This is a genomic window from Aeromicrobium alkaliterrae (assembly GCF_039529015.1).
Taxonomy (GTDB): domain Bacteria; phylum Actinomycetota; class Actinomycetes; order Propionibacteriales; family Nocardioidaceae; genus Aeromicrobium; species Aeromicrobium alkaliterrae.
On sequence record NZ_BAAAME010000002.1, the window covers coordinates 226,988 to 248,024 of the forward strand.

Below are 21,037 nucleotides of genomic sequence, written 5' to 3' on the forward strand. Positions count from 1 at the left end.
GCGATGACCGTCGCCGGGGCACGTCCCGGACCCTGCAGACGTCGGAGATGATCGGAAACCTCCGCAGCGCCCATGCCCGCCGGTACGAGCTGCCGATGGTGGATGCCGTCGAGATGGAGGCGCAGGACGTCCCGCTCGACCCCTACGCCTTGGGGCTTCTCCTCGGTGACGGGTGCATCACCACGTCGACGACGCCGTCATTCTCGACGGCCGATCCGGAGCTTGCTGAAGCGCTGGAGGTCGCCCTTCCCGGTATCGAGCTGAAGCACCTGGGTCGTTACGACTACACCCTTCGGCACACCGAGGGTGGCCGCGGCGGCTTGAGGGTTGCCAACCCGGTCACCGTGGTGATCCGCCAGCTCGGACTCGCCCACACGACGTCCTCGACGAAGTTCATCCCGATCTCGTACCTGCACAACTCGCGGGCCATCCGGCTGGCCGTGCTCCAGGGGCTTCTCGACACCGACGGTGGACCTGTCACCCAGCAAGGCCGTACGTGTCGCATCCAGTACACGACCACGTCCGACCGGCTGCGTGACGACGTCCTCCACCTGGTCCGATCTCTCGGCGGCGTGGCCTACGCGAGGACCCGTTCCGCGGTCGGCCGAGCTCCAGGGCACGCCAACGGGCGCGAGGTCGGGTACGTCCACGACGCGCACGTGCTCGACATCCGTCTGCCGGCAGGCGTCGAGCCGTTCCGGCTCACGCGGAAGGCCGCGAAGTACGACGCCACGGGCGTCGGGCGTCCGATGCGCTTCATCGACTCGATCGAGCCGGCCGGGCGCGCGGAGACCGTCTGCATCTCGGTGGGCGCGCAGGACTCGCTGTATGTCACGGACGACTTCATCGTCACTCACAACACCCTCAACGACGCGTTCATCATCCTCGACGAGGCGCAGAACACGACCGCCGAGCAGATGAAGATGTTCCTGACGCGTCTGGGCTTCGGCTCCAAGATCGTGGTCACGGGCGACGTCACGCAGGTCGACCTGCCGACGGGTCAGCGCAGCGGTCTGCGGATCATCCAGGGCATCCTGGGCGACGTCGACGACATCCACTTCTCGCAGCTCTCGTCGCAGGACGTCGTGCGTCACCGCCTCGTCGGCCGCATCGTCGCCGCCTACGACCAGTTCGAGAACGGCCCCGAGGAGCAGGAGATCCGTGAACGTCGACGTCCTCGATGAGTCCGGCACGGGCGTCGACGTCGTCGCCCTGACGCGCCTCTGCCGCTTCGTCATGCGACGCATGCGGCTCCACCCGGCCACCGAGCTCACCGTCCGGCTCGTCGAGCCCGACACCATCGCGACGCTCAACGAGCAGTGGATGGGCAAGTCGGGCCCCACCGACGTGCTGTCCTTCCCGATGGACGAGCTCACGCCCGGCAGCGACGACGAGGACGCCCCCGAGGGCTACCTCGGCGACATCGCGCTGTGTCCGCAGATCGCCGAGCAGCAGGCCCCTGCGGCGGGGCACTCGACGTCCGACGAGGTCGACCTCCTGCTGGTGCACGGCATCCTGCACCTGCTCGGGTACGACCACGCCGAGCCCGAGGAGCACCGCGAGATGTTCGGGCTGCAGGGCCGGCTGCTGCTGGAGTGGCAGCGCGCCGAGCTCGGCGTCGACCCCGAAGGCCCCTGATGCTCGACCCGGTCAGCTGGACCCCAGCGATCGTCGCCCTGGTCCTGGCCTTCGTCGCCGGCCTGCTCACGAGCGTCGAGGCGGCCGTGTCGTCGTTCTCGCGCGCTCGCGCCGAGGAGCTCGACGAGGAGGGCCGGGCGGGTGCTGCGCGCCTCATGCGCATCCTCGACGACCCGGCGCCCTACCTCAACAGCGTCACGCTGGTGCGCGTGCTGGCCGAGACCGCGTCGGTCGTCCTCGCGGCGATCTTCGTCGCGGGCGAGATCGACGGTCTCTGGCAGCAGTTCGTCGTGGCCACGCTCGTGATGGGGGTCGTGAGCTTCGTCTTCATCGGTGTCGGACCCCGCACCCTCGGGCGCCAGCGCGCGGAGGCGATCGCGGTCTGGTCGGCCTGGCCCGTCATGGCGCTGGAGTGGGTGCTCGGCCCGATCCCCAAGCTCCTGATCCTGGTGGGCAACGCGCTCACGCCGGGGCGCGGTTTCAGTGACGGACCGTTCGCCTCGGAGGTCGAGGTGCGCGAGCTGGTCGACCTGGCGGCGGCCTCGTCGGTCATCGAGTCCGACGAGTCCAAGATGATCCACTCGGTCTTCGAGCTGGGCGACACGATCGTGCGCGAGGTCATGGTGCCCCGCACCGACGTCGTGGCGGTCGAGCACACCAAGACCCTGCGCAAGGCGATGTCGCTGTCGCTCGAGAGCGGCTACTCGCGGCTGCCGGTCGTCGACGAGAACCTCGACGACGTCGTCGGCATCGCGTACCTGAAGGACGTCACGAAGCGCGTCTTCGACAACCACACGGCCGAGCAGATCGAGCGCGTCGCCACGATCATGCGGCCGTGCCTGTTCGTGCCCGACACCAAGCCGTGCGACGACCTGCTGCGCGAGATGCAGGCCAGCCGCACGCACATCGCGATCGTCGTCGACGAGTTCGGCGGCACCGCGGGTCTGGTGACGATCGAGGACATCCTGGAGGAGATCGTCGGCGAGATCACTGACGAGTACGACTCCGAGCCCGACGAGGTCGAGGTCCTGTCCGACGGCTCCTGGCGGGTCAGCGTTCGGTTCGACATCGACGACCTGGCCGAGCTCACGGGCATCGACGACCTGGAGGACGAGGACGTCGACACGGTCGGCGGACTCCTGGCCAAGCACCTCGGCGAGGTGCCCCTCCCGGGGTCCCACACCGAGGCGCTCGGGCTCCGGATCGTGGCCGAGGGCTCGACCGGTCGCCGCAACAAGGTCGGCCACGTCCGGGTGACGCGGCTCGCACCCGACGACGAGTCGGTAGCCTCGTCGTCATGACGATCGAAGTTGAGGCCGAGGACGCGAAGCTGGTGACCCTGGCGCGCGCCTCTCGGGCCCGCACCAGCGCCGTCCAGGGTGCCGCCGTGCGCGACCAGGACGGCCGCACCTACACCGCGGCCACGATCCGGCTGGAGTCCCTCGAGCTCGAGGCTCTCGACCTCGCGGTCGCGATGGCGGTCTCGTCCGGCGCCACGAGCCTGGAGGCCGGTGCCGTGGTCGGTCCGGAGGACCGGCTCGTCAACCTCGACGCCTTCCGCGAGCTCGCGGGCGAGGGCACTCCCGTGTTCTCGGCGTTCCCCGACGGCACGGTGCACGCCGTCAAGCACTCCTGAGATGGGCGACGACATCACCGACACCGAGACCGATCCGACCGAGGAGGCCGTGGGCTTCCGCTCCGGCTTCGCGTGCTTCGTGGGCCGCCCCAATGCCGGCAAGTCCACGCTCACCAACGCCCTCGTGGGCGACAAGATCGCGATCACCTCGTCGAAGCCGCAGACCACGCGTCACGCGATCCGCGGCCTCGTGCACACGCCGGACGCCCAGCTGGTCCTGGTCGACACCCCGGGTCTGCACCGTCCGCGCAACACGCTGGGTGAGCGGCTCAACGACCTCGTGCGCGCGACCTGGACCGACGTCGACACCGTCGCGATGTGCTTCCCGTCGGACCAGAAGGTCGGCCCGGGCGACAAGTACCTCGTCAAGGAGCTCGCCGGTCTGCGCCGCAAGCCGGTGCTGGCCGTGGCCACCAAGACCGACCTCGTCTCGCCGGACCGGCTCGCCCAGCACCTGATGGCGATCCACGCCGCGGGCGAGGAGGCCGGGCTGCGCTGGCAGGACATCGTGCCGGTCAGTGCGGTCGACGGCAGCCAGGTCGAGCTGTTGCGGGACCTGCTGATCGCGACGCTGCCGCAGGGCTCGCCCCTGTACCCCGACGGCCAGCTCACCGACGAGCCCGCCGAGACGCTCGTGGCCGAGGTCATCCGGGAGGCGGCGCTCGAGGGCGTCCGCGACGAGCTGCCGCACTCGCTGGCCGTCGTCGTCGACGAGATCGTGCCGCGTGAGGACCGTCCCGAGGGCAAGCCGCTCACCGACGTGCGCGTCAACGTCTACGTCGAGCGCGACAGCCAGAAGGGCATCATCATCGGCAAGCAGGGCGTGCGCCTGCGCGAGATCGGGGCCACCTCGCGGCGCCAGATCGAGAAGATCCTCGGCGTCCCGGTGTACCTCGACCTGCACGTCAAGGTGGCCAAGGACTGGCAGCGCGACCCCAAGCAGCTGCGCAAGCTGGGCTTCTAGCCGCGCGATGCCAGCCCGCTCGGGTCACGATGGGGCCATGGACCCCGTGGAGGCGCTCGACGAGATCGGCTTCTGGCTCGAGCGCAGTCGGTCGTCGGGCTATCGGGTCGAGGCGTTCCGCACGGTGGCGCGGACCCTGGAGAGCCGCAGCGCGAAGACCGTGCGAAGCCTGGTCGAGAGCGGTCGGCTGCGCGACGTTCGGGGGATCGGCGAACGGACCGCGACGGTCGTCGAGCAGGCCCTGGCCGGCGACGTGCCCGAGTACCTCGCCGACCTGCGGGAGCAGGGCGAGGGGCCGCTCGTCCCCGGTGGGGAGACCGTCCGTGAGGCGCTGCGTGGCGACCTGCACGTGCACTCGGACTGGTCGGACGGCGGGTCGCCGATCGACGTCATGGCACGAACGGCGCGCTGGCTCGGGCACGAGTACGTCGCGCTGACCGACCACTCGCCGCGGCTGAAGGTCGCGAACGGACTGTCGGCGCACCGGCTGGCCGAGCAGCTGGACGTCGTCGCCGAGGTCGACGCGGGGCTCGACGACTTCCGCCTGCTCGCCGGCATCGAGGTCGACATCCTCGAGGACGGCACGCTCGACCAGACCCCGCGGATGCTCGGACGCCTGGACGTCGTGGTGGCCAGCGTCCACTCCAAGCTGCGGTCCGACCGCCGCACGATGACGCGTCGCATGCTCGGCGCGATCGACGACCCCCACACGAACGTCCTGGGCCACTGCACGGGTCGGCTCGTCGAGGGTGCGCGGGGCACGCGGCCGCCCAGCCAGTTCGACGCGAAGGCGGTCTTCACGGCGTGCGCCGAGCAGGGTGTCGCGGTCGAGGTCAACGCGCGCCCGGAGCGGGCGGACCCGCCGGACGACCTCCTGCGCCTCGCGCTCGACCTCGGCTGCTTGATCTCGATCGACTCCGACGCGCACGCTCCCGGACAGCTCGACTTCCTCGACCACGGGTGCGCCCGCGTGGCCGGTCTCGACGTGCCGCTGGAGCGGATCGTGACGACCTGGCCGGTGGACCGCCTGCTCGACTGGACCCACGCCCGCCGGTGACGGGAACCTCGATTCGATCGGCAGCGTTGACCTCGTAGGGCCATCATGGAGTCCTTACGGGTGAGAGGCGCGCATGAGTCAGGTCAGCAGCATCGTCGAGCAGGTCGAGCGCGTGATCGACGGGAAGTCCGCAGCAGTCGAGACCGCCCTCGTGGTGCTCCTGGCCGAGGGTCACCTCCTGATCGAGGACGTGCCCGGCGTGGGCAAGACCGTGCTCGCCAAGGCGATGGCCCGCACCCTGGGGTGCTCCGTGAGCCGCATCCAGTTCACCCCGGACCTGCTGCCGTCCGACGTCACGGGCGTCGCGGTGTACGAGCAGCAGTCGGGTGAGTTCGTCTTCAAGCCGGGCGCGGTCTTCGCGAACGTCGTGATCGGTGACGAGATCAACCGGGCGTCGCCGAAGACGCAGTCGGCCCTGCTGGAGTCGATGGAGGAGCGCCACGTCACGGTCGACGGGACGACCCACCAGCTCGCCACGCCGTTCGCCGTCATCGCGACGCAGAACCCGGTCGAGATGGAGGGCACCTTCCCGCTGCCCGAGGCACAGCTCGACCGCTTCATGGCGCGCATCTCGATGGGATACCCCGACGAGGGCGCCGAGCTCTCGATGCTGCGCGACCGTGATGGGGGCGACCCGCTCGACGCGATCGCGCCGGTGACGTCCGTGGAGGGCATGCGCGCGATGATCGCGTCGGCGCGGGCCGTGCACGCCTCGCCCGCCGTCGAGCAGTACGGCGTCTCCCTCGTGCGGGCCACCCGCACCGATCCCGACGTCCGGCTCGGCGCCAGCCCGCGTGCGGCGCTGCACCTGCTGCGCGCGGCGAAATCCCGGGCCTACGTCCACGGACGGGAGTTCGTGCTGCCGGACGACCTCGTCGCCCTCTCGGGACCCGTGCTGGCCCACCGCATCGCGACGCACCGCGGCTCTGGGGAGGACGCGGTGGCGCGGGTCCTGGAGGCCACGCCCGTGCCGTCCGGCGCCCGGCACCAGCCCTGATGCTCCCGATCCGGCTCACGCTCCGCGGCACCGTCCTGCTGGTCGGGGGAGTCGTGGCGCTGCTCGCCGCCGGACGATACGAGCTGGACGCGCTGCGCCCGGTCTCGGGACTCCTGCTGGGACTGGTCGTGCTGGGCGTCACCGCTGCGCTCCTCGTGCCGCGTCGTCTGGGGATCGAGCGCCAGGCGACCTCCCGCGTGCTCGACCACGGAGCGTCGACCACCGCGCGGGTGCGCCTGAGCAACAGGTCGCGAGTGCAGGCCCACGACCTGACCTGGCGGGCGCCACTGCCGGACGGCCTGGGAGGTGTGCAGAGCGGAACGGTCGCGAGGCTGGACCCGCGGTGGGCCACGGCGTCATCGGTCGAGGTCGACGTCAGGTTGAGCGGGGTCGCCCGGGGCCGACATCCGCTCGGGATCCTGGTCGTCGAGGTGCGGGACCCGTTCGGCGTGGTCGTGCGCCGTCGCCGGTACTCCGACGACGTCACGATGGTCGTGCTGCCGCGTCGGGTGCGCCTGGAACGAGCTGCCGTCCTGCGGGGGATGGGCGCGGACCGTGACTCGCGCAGGACAGCCGGGCGTCGTGGGGAGACCGAGGACGACGTCGTGCCCCGCGAGTACCAGCCGGGCGACGCCCCGAAGCGCATCGACTGGCGCAGCACGGCTCGTCGCGGCGAGCTCATGGTCCGTCAGGACGCGCCGGCGACGGCCGACCGGGTCGCGGTCGCCGTCGATCCGGGGACCTCGGCGGGCCCCACCGAGTGGGCGCTGACCGCGGCAGCCTCCGTGATGAGCCACCTCGTCGAGCGTGGTTACGCCGTCACGACCGTGGTGCCCGGGCACGAGAGCCGCACCGTCGTCGGCGGCCAGGAGGCGCTGCGCCCCGTGCTCGTCGACCTCGCCGAGCTGACTCACGACGACCGTGAGGACGTGCTCGCGGACCACGACACGCGGTCGGTCGTCGTGGTCCTCGGCGTCGTCAGCGTGCAGCGGGCGCAGGAGTGGGCGTCGGTGCTGCACCAGACGCCGCGTGTGGCCGGCCTCGTGGCCGCCGAGAGCGGTGAGGCGGCGATCGGACTGCTTCGCTCGGCGGGCTGGCGCGTGGTCGCCTGGGACGAGGTCGACGACGTCGGCACCCGGTGGAAGGAGCTGGGCTCGGCGTCCGGGTCGGGAGGCGACCGTGCTGCGGGGTGAACCGGCGCGTCGACCGCGCACGCGACCCCGGCGTCACGAGGCCTCGCTGCTCGACCACGCCGTGCTGCTGCTCGCCCTCGCGGTGCTGGTCGGAGGCTTCTCGCCCGTGCTCGACGGGCCGTGGTGGTGGACCACGACCGTCGTCGTGATGGCGTGCGTCCTGGTCACCACCGGTGTCCTGCGAGCGTTCAGCGTCCGCCTGGCGCCGGTCGCCGGGCTCGCGCTCGCCTCGTTCGTCGTGCTGTGGGCCTTCGTGCCGGGCACCCTGGCGCTCGGGGTCGTGCCGACGCCTTCCACGGTGCGCGAGATCTCCGCATTGCTGGACCGGGCCGGCACGATCATCGCCGCGGAGCCGCCGCCCGTCGAGGCCGTGGAGCCGATCGCCATCGTGCTGGTCGGCGGGTTCGGGCTCGTCGCCCTGGTCGCCGTGCTCCTGCTGGGACGACGCGGGGGAGTCCTGCTGATCGGCGGCATCATGGCCGGCGCTTACCTCGTGCCGGCTGCGATCACCGAGGACGTGCCCTCGTTCGCCGTGCTGACGGTGGCCGGCGGGCTGTGGCTCGTGCTGCTGCACCGGTCGGTGCGCGTGCCGGTGGACGACCGGCAGCAGGGTGCCCAGTCGCCGGTCAGCACGATCGCGGTCGCCTTCGGTCTAGCGGCTGTCGTAGCGGCGTTCGCGCTGGCGCCCGTGCTGCCGGACACGACGCCGCTGACGGGTGTGGCGGACGCCGAGGCCTCTGGTCCGTTCGACCGGGGCATCAACCCGATGCTGACGCTCGGTGACGACCTCCGGCGGGGCGGCAACACCACGGCGCTGGAGTACACGACCTCGGGCGGTCCCGTGTACCTCTCGGTCGCGATGCTGACGGACTTCACCGGCGACACGTTCGAGCCCGTCGAGGACGACAGCGGCCTGCCGGACGAGGGGCGCGTCGACATCGGTGAGGAGGTGCGGGTCTCGCGCGAGAGCGTCGACGTCCGCATCCGCTCGCTGCGGGCGAGCGTCCTGCCGGTGCCGTATCCGTCGGTCGACGTCGACCGACTGCTGGGGCCCTGGGAGATGCTCGCCGGCGGGCGCACCTACTTCTCCGAGACGAGCGACACCCGTGACCAGTCGTACTCGGTGCGCTACCTCGAGCGGCGGCCGACGGCGGCGCAGCTGGCCGAGGCGAGCGAGGACGACCTGCCGTCGTCGCTCGACCCGTACCTCGAGCTGCCGGCCGCGCTGCCGTCGGTCGTGAGCGACACGGCCGAGCAGGTGACCGCCGGAGCTGTCGGCGCGTACGCGAAGGCCCAGGCGCTGCAGGACTTCTTCCGGTCCGGAGCCTTCGAGTACTCCGAGACCGCGCCGGTCGACGGCGACTACGACGGCACGGGCATCGAGGTGCTCGAGCGGTTCCTCGCCGAGCGGAGCGGGTACTGCGTGCACTACGCGTCGGCGATGGCGGCGATGGCGCGGTCGCTCGGGATTCCCGCACGGATCATGGTCGGCTACGCGCCCGGCCAGCTCATGCGCCCCGGACCCGACGACGACGGTGACCAGGAGCGCTACCGGGTCATGAGCAACGACCTGCACGCGTGGCCGCAGATCTACGTCGACGGGGTCGGGTGGATGGAGTTCGAGCCGACACCGGGCATCTCCGACGGCACCCCGGCCTCCGGCCCCGACGCGGCGCCGACCGAGCCGGCTCCCGAGGTGACGACGGCTGCGCCGGAGCCGACCGCCTCCGTGCCGGCACCGGAGCGGGAGGAGAACCTGAGCGACGTCGCTGCACCTCAGCAGACCGAGACCAGCAACCGACTCGGGTGGCTGGCGCTCCCCGTCCTGCTCGTGCTGGCCGCGCCGGCCCTGGCTCGGGTGGCCCTGCGTCGTCGGCGCCTGCGAGCGTCAGCGATGCTCGACGACCGCTGGCGCGAGGTCGTCTCCACCGCGATCGACCTCGGCATCCCGGTCGACGCGACGACGACCGTGCGCGACCACGCGGTCACGCTGTTCGACCACGTCGGCAAGGACACGATGGCGGCGGTGGAGCGCCTGTGCCTGGCGGTCGAGGAGAGCCGGTACGGGCCGCGGATCCGGACCGCGGTCGTGGACGACCTGCGTGCGGACGCGTCGACCGTGGTCGCCTCGCTGCTCGCGACGGCCCCGCCCGGTCGTCGCCGTCGCGCCCGCCTGCTGCCGCGCTCGCTGTACCGCTGAGCGTCAGGCCACCAGGTCGGCCACGAAGCCGGCGAACGACGGGCAGCGCGTGATGTCGTGCTGCTCGCACTCGAAGGCGTGCATCGTCATCTCGCGGGAGCGGCGCATCTCCTCCATCCGCCGGTCGAGGTCGGCGACGTGGTCGAGCAGGACCTGGTGGCGGTGCGGCGATTCCTCGTCCAGCAGCACGCGGATCTGGTCGAGGGTCATGCCGGCGGCCTTGTTGCGCACGATCACGGCGATGCGCACGACGTCGTGCTGGTCGTAGCGCCGCCGGCCACCGCCGTCGCGGGCCGGGAGCACGAGACCGACGTCCTCCCAGTGGCGCAGGACGTGGGTCGGGAGGTCGAACTTCGCGGCGGTCTCGCCGACGGTCCAGGTCTCGCTTGACTTCATGTCAACATGAAGTCACACGATGGTCTGGACGGCAAGTCCCAGACCCAGGAGAACCCATGCACGACGACCACCTCTACGACGCCCTCGTGATCGGCGGCGGCCCCGCCGGGCTGCAGGCCACCCTGACGCTGGCTCGCGTCCACCGCACCGTGCTGCACGTCGACTCCGGCGTGTACCGCAACGCCCCCGAGCGCCACATGCACAACCTCATCACCCACGAGGGACAGGACCCGGCCGACCTGCGCGCCGCTGCGCGTCGCGACATCGCGGCCTACGACACCGTCACGTCGCTCTCGGCGCGGGTCGCGTCGCTGGCCGGCGCGGCCGGCGACTTCACCGCGACGTTCGAGGACGGCTCGACCCGCCGCGCGCGTCACGTCGTGCTGGCGACCGGGGTGCGCGACGAGCTGCCGGCGGTGCCCGGCGTGGCCGAGCTGTGGGGGCGCGGCGTCGCCCACTGCCCGTTCTGCCACGGCCACGAGCTGACGGGACGGGCGACCGGCGCCATCGGCACGGACCCGGCCCGGCTCCTGCACCTGGCGGGGTTCTTCGGACGGATCGCGGAGTCGTTCACGCTGTTCTCGCACGGCACCGAGCTGGACGCGGAGACGGCTGCGCTGGCCGCCGCCTACGGGGCGACCGTGCGGCCTGAGGTCGTCGAGCGGGTCGAGGAGAACGGCGACGGCGTGGTCGTGCACCTCGCCGGGGGAGAAGCCCTCGCGCTCGGTGGCGTGTTCGTCGCGCCCACGGTGCACCAGGCCGCGCCGTTCGCCGAGCAGCTCGGCGTGGAGGTGTCGCCGACGGGCGGGATCCTGCTCGACGGCTTCGGCCGGACGAGCGTCGCGGGGGTCTACGCCGCGGGCGACGCGGCCCACCACCGCGACCTGCCGATGGCGATGGCCTCGGTGGGCACCGCGATCGGCGCGGGCCTGACCGCGGGCGGCGCCTGCGTCGCCGATCTCATGGCCGCCGAGCGCCCCGCCCTGACCCCCTGACCCCCGGTGGGCGGTGAGTGAGGGACCTGTCCACCCCCTGAGCGGTGAGTTAGGGACGTGTCAGAGGCCCCAACACGTCCCTGACTCACCGCTGGTGTGTCGGACACGTCCCTGACTCACCGCCCGGGGGTCAGGTGAGGGTGGCGGCGACGGTGCCGCCGAGCTCGAGGGCGGCCTCGAGGTGCGCCTCGCTCGGCTCGCCGGTGAACACCAGCGGCTCGGCGACGAGGTTCCAGCCCAGGCCCGTCGTGATCTGTTCCATCGCGCGCTCGGCGCCCGTCGTGTCGTAGCCGCCATGGATCCAGTACGAGAACGGGCGCTTGGCGGTCTCGTCGCGCACGTGGTCGTAGACCGTGTCGAAGAAGTGCTTCAGCGCGCCCGAGATGTATCCGAAGTTGGCCGGCGTCCCGAGCAGGTACCCATCGGCCGCCAGCACGTCGTCGATCCCGGCCTCGAGCGCGGGCAGCACCTGCACCTCGACGCCCTCCAGGTCCGGGTGCCGCGCGCCCCCGAGCACCGCGTCCGCGATCGAGACCAGACGGTCGGTCGGCGTGTGCTGGACCACGAGCAGGCGAGGCATGCCGGAAACGCTACGGGGTGGACCGCGCTCCGTGCGACGCCGAGCGGTGAGCTAGGCGCCATTCAGGGCCACGATTTGGCGCCTATCTCACCGCCCGCCCGGTTGATGGGCGCCTAGCTCACCGCCTCACGGGGCGGTGGGGAGGAGCTGCTTCTTCTGGATCTTGCCCATGTGGTTGCGGGGGAGCGACGCGACGAAGCGGATCTCGCGGGGGCGCTTGTGCCACGAGAGGTCCTCGGCGACGTGGTCGACGAGGATCTGCGCGAGGGCGTCGGACGCGCCGTCCACGGCAGCGGGATCGATGACGACGTGCGCAACGATGCGCTGGCCGAGGTCCTCGTCGGGCTCGCCGACGACCGCGACCTCCAGCACTTCCGGGCGGTCGAGCAGGGACGTCTCGATCTCGCCCGCGCCGATCCGGTAACCGCCGGACTTGATGAGGTCGACCGACTCGCGGCCGACGATGCGGTGGAAGCCCTCGGCGTCGACGACCGCGAGGTCGCCCGTCACGAACCAGCCGTCGTCGGTCATCGTGGCTGCGGTGACCTCGGGCAGGCCGAGGTAGCCGTCGAACAGCATCGATCCGCGCACCTCGAGCCGGCCCACGGTCTCGCCGTCGTGCGGCGCGACCTCGCCGTCCTCGCCGCGGATGCGCGTCTCGGCACCGGCGACGGGCAGGCCGACCCAGCCGGGACGGCGCTCGCCGTCGGCGCGGGTGCTGAGCGTCAGGAGCGTCTCGGTCATGCCGTACCGCTCCAGCGGCGACTGGCCGGTCAGCTCGCGGAGCCTCTCGAACACCGGCACCGGCAGGGGAGCGCTGCCCGAGACCAGCAGGCGGGCTGACGAGAGCTGGCGCGCCGACTCGGGGTCGCGGGCGATGCGGCCCCAGATCGTCGGGACCCCGAAGTACATCGAGGCCCCGGCGGCCGCGTAGCGCTCGGGCGTGGGCTTGCCGGTGTGGAGCACGCGCGATCCGAGGTGCAGCGAGCCGAGCACGCCGAGCACGAGCCCGTGCGTGTGGAACAGCGGGAGCCCGTGCGCCACCGTGTCGGCGTCGGTCCAGCCCCAGGCCTCGGCGAGCCCCTCGATCCCGGCGCGCAGCGCGCCCTGGCTCATCAGCACGCCCTTCGGCGCACCCGTGGTGCCGGACGTGTAGAGGATCGTCGCGACGACCGACTCGTCGACCGGAGCCGGCAGCGGCACCTCGGCGCTCGGGCGGAGGTCGACCGTGCGCACCGGCAGGTCGATGCCGTCGCGCAGCCCGCCGACCCAGCTCGTGGCACCCGAGTCACGCACGAGGTGCGCGAGCTCGGCAGGGCCGGAGTCCGGGGCGACCGGCACGACCGGGACACCCGCCAGCAGGCAACCCGTCACCGCCACGACGGTCGTCAGCGACGGATCGGCGTTGACCGCCACGGGACCCGCGCCGTCGAGCGTCGCGGCGAAGGCCGACGCGGCCCCGCGCAGCTCCGACCACGACATCGCGTCCTGGTCGATCTGGACCGCCTGGGGGTCGTCCGGGCGGGTGGTGTCGCGCAGTGCGGCGAGGAACGTCATGAGAAGGCCATCCCGGGCAGGATCAGGGTCAGGGTCAGGGCGACGGGTCCGACGACCACCATCGACAGGCCCCAGCGTGTCAGCAGGGTCGTCATGCGCGGGCGCTCGGCCTCGTCGACCGTGGTGGCGACGTAGGTGGCGCCGACGGTCGAGAACGGGGAGACGTCGACGATCGAGGCGCACACGCCGATCGCACAGATCATGGCCCAGCCGGGGATGCCGCCCTCGGAGATGAGGGGAAGGGCCAGCGGGACGATCGCGGCGAGCATGCCGGTCGTTGACGCGAACGCCGAGATCAGGCCGGCGGCGGCGCACAGCATCAGCGCGGCGAGCACCGGCGCCCCGATGTCGGCCGCCTTCTCGCCGAGCAGGTCCACGACGCCCATCGCGGTCAGCACGCCGACGTAGGTGATGATGCCGCCGACGAGCAGGACCGAGCCCCAGTCGATGCGCGACATCGCGGCCTTGCCGGCCTTCGGATCGATCACGGCGAGGATCGCGCCGAGGGCGAAGCCGATCACGCCGATGTCGGGCTGGCTGTCGCGCAGCGCCATCACGACGACGACCACGACCAGCGCGACCATGGCGGCCAGCGTCAGCGACTGCAGGCCGGTCGGACGGCCGACCGGACCACGCTCGTCGGGGTCGCCGCCCGCGTTGTCGAGGTTCAACGAGGACTGGCCGTAGGTGTCGAGCGACTCACCGCGGGCGACCATCGCCTTGGCGAGCTCGGGCGTGCCGGCGGAGCGGCGACGGCCGCGACCGAACAGGACGTGGGCGACGACGAGCAGCACGATGTTGATCGCGATCGCGACGCCGAACAGCAGCAGCGGGCTCAGCTCGATGCCGGCCGAGTCGGCCGTGCCCCAGGTGATGATGCCGAACAGGCTGGTCGGCGCGAACGCGCCGGCGCTCAGGCCGCAGCCCATCGCCAGCGCCATCAGCATCGGGTCGATGCCGCGCTTGTGCGCGACGCTCATGCCCATCGGCGCCATGACCAGGCCGCCGAGAGGCGCGCCCATCGCCGAGATCAGCGCGGTCAGGACGAAGAACGCGGTCGGCAGGAGCGCCACGCGGTCGCCGACCTTCGCGAGCGAGGCTTCGATGAGCCAGTCGATCGTGCCGTTGGAGTGGGCGATGCCGAAGAAGTACGTCACCCCCACGAGCAGCACGAGGATCGACAGCGGGAAGCCCGCGACGACGTCCTCGAGGGCGAGGTCGGCGATCAGCAGGCCCACGACGCACGCGACGGGGAACATGACGATGCCGATGTTGACGTTGCGCACGGCCGCGATCGCGAACACCGCGACGAAGATCGCGAGGGCGAGGAGTTGTTCGAGCATGGATGGTCTCCGGGCTGGGGGACAGAATCAAGGGGGTGACAAACGGTCCATCAGGCGGCACAATGGTCTGACTAGTGGACCGTGCGATGTAACGTAGGCCACACCGACCGCGAAAGGCAAGCCATTGGCCACCACGAGTGTCGTCTCCGCGTTCCGCGTGCTGGAGGGCGTCGCCGAGCTGCAGCCCATCGGGCTGTCCGAGCTCGCCCGTGCCGTCGACCTGCCGAAGAGCACGGTCCAGCGCTGCCTGCTGACGCTGCAGGAGGTGGGCTGGGTCGAGTCGTCCGCCGCGGCGCCGACGCGCTGGGGGATGACGCTGCGCGCGCTCTCGGTCTGCGGCGGCGTCGGCCTGCGCGAGAGCCTGCGGGAGGTCGCGCTGCCGGTCATGAACGACCTGCAGCTCGCCACGACCGAGACCGTCCACCTCGCCGCTCCCGACGGCGACGTCCTGGTGCTGCTGGAGCGGCTCGACACCTCGCACCGGCTGCGCGCGTTCCTGGCCCTGGGGGAGCGGATCCCGCTCCACACCTCGGCCACGGGCCTGGCGTACCTCTCGGCGTGCACCCCCGAGTACGTCGCCGACTACCTCGCCGGTCCCCTCGAGCAGCGCACGCCCGACTCGATGAAGGACCCCGCCGCGATCCGCGCCGAGCTCGCCGTGATCCGCGAGCGTGGCTACTCGGTCAACGTCGGAGGACTGTCGTCGGGCATCAGCTCGCTCGGTGCGCCCGTGCTCGACCGCACCGGCGCGCCCGTCGCGGCCGTCTCGGTCTCCGGCCCGTCGAGCCGGCTCGAGCCCTCGCGGTTCGACGACCTCGGGCCGCGCGTCGCCGACGCGGCGGCCCGCATCACCCGCCTCCTGCGACCGTAGGGGTCAGACCTTCTCGCGCCCGTGGGGCGTCAGCCAGACGGCCGGGTCGGGCCCCTTCGGCACGATCTGCGTCGGGTTGATGTCGGTGTGCACCACGTAGTAGTGCGCCTTGATCTGGTCGAAGTCGGTGTTCTCGCCGAAGCCCGGCGTCTGGAACAGGTCGCGGGCGTAGCCCCAGAGGTTCGGCATCTCGGTCAGCTTGGTGCGGTTGCACTTGAAGTGCCCGTGGTAGACCGCGTCGAAGCGCGCCAGGGTCGTGAACAGGCGCACGTCGGCCTCGGTGATCGCGTCGCCCATCAGGAACCGGCGGTCGGCCAGACGCTCCTCGAGCCAGTCCATCGTGTCCCACAGGCGGTCGTAAGCGGACTCGTACGCGGACTGCGAGCCGGCGAACCCGCACCGGTAGACGCCGTTGTTGATCTCGGTGAAGACCCGCTTCATGACGGCCTCCATCTCCTCGCGGAGGTCCTCGGGCCAGAGGTCCGGCGCGTCGGGACGGTGGTACTGCTTCCACTCGAAGAAGAAGTCGTGCGTGATCCACGGGAAGTCGTTCGTGACGACCTGCTTCGTGGGCACGTCGACCATCGCGGGCACCGTGATGCCCTTGGGGTAGTCGGGGAAGCGCGCGAAGTAGGCCTGCTGCAGACGCTCGTAGCCGAGCACGGGGTCGACGCCGCCCGGGTCGAGGTCGAAGGTCCAGCTGCGGCGGTCGTGGGTCGGCCCCGTGAGCCCGAGGCTGATGACGTCCTCCAGGCCGAGCAGCTGGCGCACGATGATCGCGCGATTCGCCCAGGGGCACGCCTTCGCGGCCACGAGCCGGTAGCGCCCCGGCTCGACCGGCCAGTGCTCGGAGTCGCGCGTGATGCGGTCCGGGATGTAGTCCATGTCGCGGTCGAACTCCTCGCCCGCCTTCACGTAGGCGCCGGAGGTCGAGTGGTCGGCCGTGGGGGAGTCCTGACTCGTCATGCTGTTACGCTATCCGGGACATGCGTATCGCGAACATCCTCCTCCTTCGCTGCCACGTCGAGGTCTGATCAGGTCGGACGCCTCGCCGTGGAGTCTCGTGATGCCGACCGCCGAGACCGCACACTTATCGAGGATCCGACCATGAAGAACAACATCGTCTCTGCGCAGACCCCTTCGTCGATGCCGGTGCACCGCTATCGCGCGTTCCCGCCGATCGAGCTGCCCGACCGCACCTGGCCCAGCCAGACCATCACGCACGCGCCGCGCTGGCTCTCGACCGACCTGCGCGACGGCAACCAGGCGCTCATCGACCCGATGACCCCGGTCCGCAAGCGCCGCATGTTCGACCTGCTGGTCCGCATGGGCTACCAGGAGATCGAGGTCGGCTTCCCGTCCGCCTCGGAGACCGAGTTCGAGTTCATCCGCTCGCTGATCGAGGGCGACCTGATCCCGGACAACGTCACGATCTCGGTGCTGACCCAGGCCCGCGAGGACCTGATCGAGCGCACGACGCAGGCCCTGACGGGTGCCAAGCGTGCCAACATCCACCTGTACAACGCCGTCGCCCCGCTGTTCCGCCGGGTGGTCTTCCAGGGCACGCGCGACGAGGTGCGCGCCATCGCGACCCGCGGCACCGAGCTCGTCATGAAGCACGCCGAGCAGAACATGCAGGGCACCGAGTTCGGCTACCAGTACAGCCCCGAGATCTTCACGGGCGCCGAGCTGGAGTTCTCTGCCGAGGTCTGCGAGGCCGTCATGGACGTCTGGCAGCCCGAGGAGGGCCGCGAGATCATCCTCAACCTGCCCGCCACGGTCGAGATGGCCACGCCGAACACCTACGCCGACCAGATCGAGTGGTTCAGCCGGAACATCAGCCGCCGCGAGCACGTCGCGATCAGCCTGCACCCGCACAACGACCGGGGCACCGCCGTCGCGGCCACCGAGCTGGGCCTGATGGCCGGCGCCGACCGCGTCGAGGGCTGCCTGTTCGGCCACGGCGAGCGCACCGGCAACGTCGACCTGGTCACCCTGGGCATGAACCTGTTCAGCCAGGGCGTCGACCCGCAGATCGACTTCTCCGACATCGACGAGGTCCGTCGCACGGTCGAGTACTGCACGAACCTGCCGGTGCACCCGCGCCACCCGTACGCGGGCGACCTGGTCTACACCGCCTTCTCGGGCTCGCACCAGGACGCGATCAAGAAGGGCCTGGAGGACCTGGACCGTCAGGCCGCCGAGCAGGGCAAGCCCGTCGCGGAGATCCCGTGGGAGGCGCCCTACCTGCCGATCGACCCGCACGACGTGGGTCGCAGCTACGAGGCCGTCATCCGCGTGAACAGCCAGTCCGGCAAGGGCGGTGTCGCGTACATCCTGAAGTCCGAGCACCAGCTCGACCTGCCGCGCCGCCTGCAGATCGAGTTCAGCCGGGTCATCCAGACGCTCTCCGAGGGCGACGCGGGCGAGATCGACGGCGCCACGATCTGGACCACGTTCCAGCGGGAGTACCTGGAGCGCACCGAGCCGTACGCGCTGACCTCGTTCAGCTCCACGACCTCCACCGACGGACGCGACCAGCAGGTCGTCGACCTCGTCGTGCGCGGCGAGGCCCAGTCGTTCAAGGGCGAGGGCAACGGTCCGGTCGACGCGTTCGTCGACGGCATGCGTCAGGCGGGCGCCGAGATCCGGGTGCTCGACTACTCCGAGCACGCCCTCTCCGCCGGCGGCGACGCCCTGGCAGCGGCCTACGTCGAGTGCGAGATCGCCGGCGAGATCGTGTGGGGCGTCGGCATCCACGCCAACATCGTGCGGGCCTCGCTCGAGGCGGTCGTGTCGGCCGCCAACCGCGCCGTCGCGGTCACGATCCCCGTCGGCTGACCTGGTTCCACCACGTCGACCCGTCCCGCTGCGCGGGGCGGGTCGACGTGTCTCCGGGCGCGCGTGTCGCTAGGGTCGGTCGGGAGTCATCACCGACCAAGGGGGAGTCGTGACCTCACCAGCCATCTCCGTCGACCACCTGACCAAGCGCTTCGGCCCGGTCACCGCCGTGGACGACCTGTCCTTCACCGTCGCGCCCGGACGCGTCACGGGCTTCCTGGGGCCGAACGGCTCCGGCAAGACCACCACGCTGCGCATGCTGCTCGGTCTCATGGCACCGACGTCGGGCCACGCGATCGTCGGCGAGCGGGCGTACCGCGACATCCGCCGTCCCGCGCAGCTCGTGGGGGCGGCCCTGGAGGCCTCCAGCTTCCACCCGGGCCGCACGGGACTCGGGCACCTGCGCACCCTGGCGCCGCAGGTCGGCGTCAAGGACGCCCGATGCCACGAGGTGCTCGAGCTCGTGGGCCTGGCAGACGCCAAGAAGCGTCGGGTCGGCGGCTACTCGATGGGCATGCGCCAGCGGCTCGGTCTCGCGACCGCCCTGCTCGGCGACCCGTCGATCATCATCCTCGACGAGCCGGCCAACGGTCTCGACCCGCAGGGCATCGCCTGGTTGCGCGGCCTGCTGCGCGCCCTCGCCGCCGACGGGCGCACCGTGCTGGTCTCGAGCCACGTGCTGGCCGAGGTGCAGCAGTCGGTCGACGACGTCGTCGTGATCGGCAGCGGCAAGCTCATCCACGCCTCGACGCTGGGCGAGTTCGAGCAGCTCGCGTCGCGCGACGTCGTGGTGCGCACGACCGACTACCAGGCGGTCGACCAGCTCGTGCGTGATCGCGGCTGGGCCTTCGACGCGCACCTCGACCACCACGTCGTGCACGACGTCGCCGCCCCCGAGATCGGCGCGGCCCTGTTCGCCGCCGGCCTCGAGGTCCACCAGCTCGCCGACCACGGTGCCGACCTGGAAGCCGTGTTCCTCCGGCTGACCGAGTCCTCGGACGCTCCGACCACCCACTTCACCGGATCGGCACCGCCGGCGGCCGCCGCTCCCGCGCCCGATGCAGCACCGCCGCCGCCCCCGGCACCGCCGACGACGGGAGGCAACGCATGATCGCCGCCCTCGTCGCGGAGTACCGCAAGTTCTTCTCCACCCGCCTGTGGTGGATCCTCGCGATCGTCATGGTCGGCTACCTGGCCTTCATCGCGGCCGTCTTCGGCTTCTCGCTGACCGTCGACACCGGTGCCGAGACCCAGCCCTCGAACTTCCTGTCGCCCAAGGAGATCGCGCAGAGCATCTACTCGCTGACGAGCCCGATCGGGTACGTCTTCCCGCTCATCATCGGCAGCCTCGCGGTCACGTCGGAGTTCCGGCACAAGACCGTCACCGGCAGCCTGCTGGTCGAGCCTCGGCGCACGCTCCTCGTGGTCGCGAAGCTCGTCTCGAGCATCCCCATGGGCCTGGCCTACGGCGTGCTCGCGACCGTCACGGTTGTCGCCGCGGGAGCGCCGCTGCTCGAGCTCGTCGGTGACGGCGCGTTCCTCGGCGACGGCGACGTCATCGAGACGCTGGTCCTGTCGGTCGTCGTCATGGCGCTCTGGACCATGATGGGCGTCGCCTTCGGCACGGTGCTCACCAACCAGGTGGCCGCGATCGTCGTGGTGCTGGCCTTCACGCAGCTCATCGAGCCGATCGCGCGCGTCGCGCTCGGGGCGTTCGACGCCACGAGCGAGGTCTCGAAGTTCCTGCCGGGCGCGGCGGCCGACGCACTCCTCGGGTCGAGCTTCTTCAGCTCGTTCGGCGGCGAGGGCGGCGGCACGGACCTGCTCCCGCAGTGGGGCGGAGCCGTCGTGATGGTCAGCTACATCCTGGTGCTGGCCGTCATCGGCCGCGTCACGACGTTCCGCCGCGACATCGGCTGACGGGGCTCAGCGCGTCAGGATCGTGACGGTGTCGGCAGCGGCGGCCGGGTCCTCGACCCAGCCGTCGGGGGAGTCCTCGATGGTCCAGCGCCGGCCGTCGAACGTCACGGCGTGGATGCCGAGGTGCGAGGCGTTGGCCACGGCGTACTGCGCGAGCGCCCAGCCGCGGATGCGGGTGTCCTCGGCCGCGCCGGTGAAGCGGGTCACGACCGCGTCGTCCGTGACCTCGCCGCCCAGGCTGCCGAACGCCGCGTTGACGTCGTCGAGCACCGCGGCGGCGCTGCCGGGGTCGCTCTCGTTCAGCTGGCAGGTGAACGCGGCCGGGCTGTAGCCGCGCAGCGACGAGGCCAGCGAGCGGGACGCCGGCTCGTGCTGCGCGTAGGCCTCGGGGAACGCCGAGCGCTGCACGGCCTGGGCCGCCACCGTGATCTCGAGCGTCGTGTAGTCGGGGATCTCCACGAGCCCGTCGTAGAACTCGCCGATCGAGTACCTCGGGTCCATGATCTGCTCGACCGTGCCCCACCCCTGCGAGGGACGCTGCTGGAACAGGCCGACCGAGTCGCGGTCGCCGTAGTCGATGTTGTGGATGCGCGACTCCTGGAACGCCGTCGCGATCGCGATCGTCGTGGCACGTGGCGGCAGGCCACGGTTCTGCGCCATCGCCGCCATGAGGGAGGTCCAGCGCGCCTGCTCGAGGTCGACCTGCGCGCGGGTGCCCTCGACGTCGGCGACGCAGTACTCGGCGCGGTTCGGCTCGCGGTCGTTCAGGGTCGCGGCGACGACGACGCCGGTGAACACCAGGGCCCCGACGAGGAGCCAGCGGAGCTTCACGGGGCGGGCACCGCCCGC

19 protein-coding genes and 2 pseudogenes are annotated in these 21,037 nt (G+C 71.4%); 15 read left to right on the plus strand and 6 right to left on the minus strand.

All coding sequences use genetic code 11. The annotated features are described in order from the left end of the window. Positions 1 to 113 precede the first annotated feature (113 nt). From ABD127_RS02100 to ABD127_RS02145, 10 genes and pseudogenes are all read left to right on the plus strand, one after another. A pseudogene (locus tag ABD127_RS02100) lies at positions 114 to 581 on the plus strand (LAGLIDADG family homing endonuclease); the annotation flags it as partial. 279 nt (positions 582 to 860) lie between these two features. Beyond that, positions 861 to 1,184: pseudogene (locus ABD127_RS02105) on the plus strand (PhoH family protein); the annotation flags it as partial. Beyond that, positions 1,162 to 1,638 carry an rRNA maturation RNase YbeY gene (ybeY, locus tag ABD127_RS02110; protein ID WP_344197218.1) on the plus strand — a complete coding sequence of 159 codons (477 nt, stop codon included), beginning with the start codon at positions 1,162 to 1,164 and terminating at the stop codon, positions 1,636 to 1,638. The pseudogene ABD127_RS02105 and the gene ybeY, both read left to right, overlap by 23 nt. After that, positions 1,638 to 2,939, plus strand: coding sequence for a hemolysin family protein (locus tag ABD127_RS02115; RefSeq protein ID WP_344197220.1), 1,302 nt, complete (start codon positions 1,638 to 1,640; stop codon positions 2,937 to 2,939). Before ybeY ends, ABD127_RS02115 begins: the two co-directional genes overlap by 1 nt. Continuing rightward, the gene (locus ABD127_RS02120) at positions 2,936 to 3,274 is read left to right on the plus strand and encodes a cytidine deaminase (protein ID WP_344197222.1); all 339 of its coding nucleotides are present in this window, start codon (positions 2,936 to 2,938) and stop codon (positions 3,272 to 3,274) included. Before ABD127_RS02115 ends, ABD127_RS02120 begins: the two co-directional genes overlap by 4 nt. Before the next feature lies 1 nt (position 3,275). Further along, a complete protein-coding gene (gene era / locus ABD127_RS02125; protein WP_344197224.1) occupies positions 3,276 to 4,238 on the plus strand; it encodes a GTPase Era in 963 nt (320 codons plus the stop codon). A gap of 37 nt (positions 4,239 to 4,275) precedes the next feature. Continuing rightward, on the plus strand, positions 4,276 to 5,295 hold the full coding sequence (locus ABD127_RS02130; RefSeq protein WP_344197226.1) for a PHP domain-containing protein: 1,020 nt from the start codon (positions 4,276 to 4,278) through the stop codon (positions 5,293 to 5,295). A gap of 73 nt (positions 5,296 to 5,368) precedes the next feature. Continuing rightward, positions 5,369 to 6,292, plus strand: coding sequence for an AAA family ATPase (locus tag ABD127_RS02135; RefSeq protein ID WP_344197228.1), 924 nt, complete (start codon positions 5,369 to 5,371; stop codon positions 6,290 to 6,292). After that, positions 6,292 to 7,485 carry a DUF58 domain-containing protein gene (locus ABD127_RS02140; RefSeq protein WP_344197230.1) on the plus strand — a complete coding sequence of 398 codons (1,194 nt, stop codon included), beginning with the start codon at positions 6,292 to 6,294 and terminating at the stop codon, positions 7,483 to 7,485. Before ABD127_RS02135 ends, ABD127_RS02140 begins: the two co-directional genes overlap by 1 nt. Then, complete coding sequence (locus ABD127_RS02145) at positions 7,472 to 9,685, plus strand: transglutaminase TgpA family protein (RefSeq protein ID WP_344197232.1); 2,214 nt, start codon at positions 7,472 to 7,474, stop codon at positions 9,683 to 9,685. Before ABD127_RS02140 ends, ABD127_RS02145 begins: the two co-directional genes overlap by 14 nt. 3 nt (positions 9,686 to 9,688) lie before the next feature. Here ABD127_RS02145 and ABD127_RS02150 read toward each other — a convergent pair whose 3' ends face one another. Beyond that, positions 9,689 to 10,081, minus strand: coding sequence for a MerR family transcriptional regulator (locus ABD127_RS02150; RefSeq protein WP_344197234.1), 393 nt, complete (start codon positions 10,079 to 10,081; stop codon positions 9,689 to 9,691). 56 nt (positions 10,082 to 10,137) lie between these two features. Between ABD127_RS02150 and ABD127_RS02155 the strand changes: the two genes are divergently transcribed. Continuing rightward, entirely contained in the window at positions 10,138 to 11,076 is a 939-nt protein-coding gene (locus tag ABD127_RS02155) for an NAD(P)/FAD-dependent oxidoreductase (protein WP_344197236.1), read from the plus strand. 130 nt (positions 11,077 to 11,206) lie between these two features. Here the strand turns inward: ABD127_RS02155 and ABD127_RS02160 are convergent, their stop codons facing one another. The 3 genes from ABD127_RS02160 to ABD127_RS02170 form a co-directional block, all read right to left on the minus strand. Next, complete coding sequence (locus ABD127_RS02160) at positions 11,207 to 11,656, minus strand: flavodoxin family protein (RefSeq protein WP_344197238.1); 450 nt, start codon at positions 11,654 to 11,656, stop codon at positions 11,207 to 11,209. 126 nt (positions 11,657 to 11,782) lie between these two features. Next, the gene (locus ABD127_RS02165; RefSeq protein WP_344197240.1) at positions 11,783 to 13,213 is read right to left on the minus strand and encodes an acyl-CoA synthetase; all 1,431 of its coding nucleotides are present in this window, start codon (positions 13,211 to 13,213) and stop codon (positions 11,783 to 11,785) included. Beyond that, positions 13,210 to 14,556, minus strand: coding sequence for an SLC13 family permease (locus ABD127_RS02170; RefSeq protein ID WP_344197242.1), 1,347 nt, complete (start codon positions 14,554 to 14,556; stop codon positions 13,210 to 13,212). Before ABD127_RS02170 ends, ABD127_RS02165 begins: the two co-directional genes overlap by 4 nt. Positions 14,557 to 14,680: 124 nt before the next feature. Here ABD127_RS02170 and ABD127_RS02175 point away from each other — a divergent pair, with 124 nt between their 5' ends. Next, positions 14,681 to 15,427, plus strand: a complete 747-nt coding sequence (locus tag ABD127_RS02175) for an IclR family transcriptional regulator (protein WP_344197244.1) — start codon at positions 14,681 to 14,683, stop codon at positions 15,425 to 15,427. Positions 15,428 to 15,430: 3 nt separating this feature from the next. Here ABD127_RS02175 and ABD127_RS02180 read toward each other — a convergent pair whose 3' ends face one another. Beyond that, a complete protein-coding gene (locus tag ABD127_RS02180; RefSeq protein ID WP_344197246.1) occupies positions 15,431 to 16,393 on the minus strand; it encodes a glutathione S-transferase family protein in 963 nt (320 codons plus the stop codon). A 141-nt stretch (positions 16,394 to 16,534) separates the two neighbouring features. Between ABD127_RS02180 and leuA the strand changes: the two genes are divergently transcribed. The 3 genes from leuA (at position 16,535) to ABD127_RS02195 (ending at position 20,188) form a co-directional block, all read left to right on the plus strand. Next, the gene (gene leuA, locus ABD127_RS02185) at positions 16,535 to 18,268 is read left to right on the plus strand and encodes a 2-isopropylmalate synthase (protein WP_344197248.1); all 1,734 of its coding nucleotides are present in this window, start codon (positions 16,535 to 16,537) and stop codon (positions 18,266 to 18,268) included. Positions 18,269 to 18,377: 109 nt separating this feature from the next. Further along, a complete protein-coding gene (locus ABD127_RS02190; RefSeq protein ID WP_344197250.1) occupies positions 18,378 to 19,379 on the plus strand; it encodes an ATP-binding cassette domain-containing protein in 1,002 nt (333 codons plus the stop codon). Next, positions 19,376 to 20,188, plus strand: a complete 813-nt coding sequence (locus ABD127_RS02195; RefSeq protein ID WP_344197252.1) for an ABC transporter permease subunit — start codon at positions 19,376 to 19,378, stop codon at positions 20,186 to 20,188. Before ABD127_RS02190 ends, ABD127_RS02195 begins: the two co-directional genes overlap by 4 nt. A gap of 6 nt (positions 20,189 to 20,194) precedes the next feature. Here ABD127_RS02195 and ABD127_RS02200 read toward each other — a convergent pair whose 3' ends face one another. Continuing rightward, positions 20,195 to 21,019: a hypothetical protein gene (locus ABD127_RS02200; protein ID WP_344197254.1), complete on the minus strand. Its 825-nt coding sequence runs from the start codon at positions 21,017 to 21,019 to the stop codon at positions 20,195 to 20,197. Positions 21,020 to 21,037: the final 18 nt, after the last annotated feature.